The 1,016-nt window shown below is 67.9% G+C and carries 1 protein-coding gene; it reads right to left on the bottom strand.

All coding sequences use genetic code 11. From position 1 onward, the window contains the following. Positions 1 to 268: 268 nt before the first annotated feature. A complete protein-coding gene (locus NI2_RS32660; RefSeq protein ID WP_067499160.1) occupies positions 269 to 763 on the bottom strand; it encodes a hypothetical protein in 495 nt (164 codons plus the stop codon). Positions 764 to 1,016 lie beyond the last annotated feature (253 nt).

The raw sequence follows: 1,016 nt of genomic DNA, 5'->3' as shown, positions 1-1,016 counted from the left end.
GGTGCAGGAGGGTGGCGATGCGGGGGCGGGCAAGTACGGGCTGGGTGTAGCAGTGGTGAGCAGAGGCGGGGGTGATGCGGGAGTTTCGGGTGGGGATCAGCCGTTGGAGCGCGGTTGATCCCCACCGCCGCCGGCGCTCAGCCCGGCGGTGCGATCGGCGCCCAGCCGAGCGGCGCGCAGGCGTAATGGTCACCGCCGATCGAAACGATGTCGCCGACCGACAGCGAGCGATGCCCGCTTCGGCACGGCTGAGTGGGGTGGCGCTGGGTCAGTCGAACCAGGCGCGGAACTGGACTTCGGTGTATCCGGTGGGCGCGGTGTCGGCGACGCTGATGCGTTGACGCGCCCAGGACCCGATCTTGCCGTGCTCGTCCTCGATGTAGCCCTCGGCGCCTTCGAGAGTGAGCGCGGGAAGGGGATGAACCTCGTCCTCGCCGGGCGTGGGGTGAACGAGGAGGTAGACGCGGCGGTCGTGGTTGATCAGATACGTTCCGGGCACGACATCGGGGACCGGTGTTTCGGGCAAGTCCTCGGCGAGGCCATGGAGGTTGGTAGGCGGTTCGGTGCCGGGTTCGGGATCGCTGTACACGCCGACCCACGCGATGCGCGTCGGTGTCGTGAGGATTCGTGCGACGTCGGAGACGAACCAGTCATCGCGTCGGGCGGCGTGCTCGGCGAGTTTGAAGAAGATCCCTGGATCGAGGTGGCCGATGACGGTATCGGAGTCCTCGGCGAGGAAGACAGGTTTGAAATGTTGGCCCATGAGTGTTCACTTTCGGATCGTGTGGGGATGCGGTGGTGCGGGCGCGAGGGTTGGCGCGGCCCGAGGCGCAGGGCGCGTTCGTTCAGTCGGTGGCGAGCGCGTCCCATGACCAGGGTGTGCAGGCGTAGCGGCGGTGGTCGATGGTGACGATGTCGCCGACCGACAGGGATCGGTGGCCGTGTCGGTACCAGCGGCGCGTGTGCTCGACGTCGACGGGGTGCGGGTGGTCGTTGAGTGCCGCGAAGACCCGGTC

The organism is Nocardia ignorata NBRC 108230, assembly GCF_001612905.1.
Classification (GTDB): Bacteria; Actinomycetota; Actinomycetes; order Mycobacteriales; family Mycobacteriaceae; genus Nocardia; species Nocardia ignorata.
The sequence above is the reverse complement of the archived record's forward strand: the minus strand, read 5'-3'. Positions and strand labels throughout refer to the sequence as shown.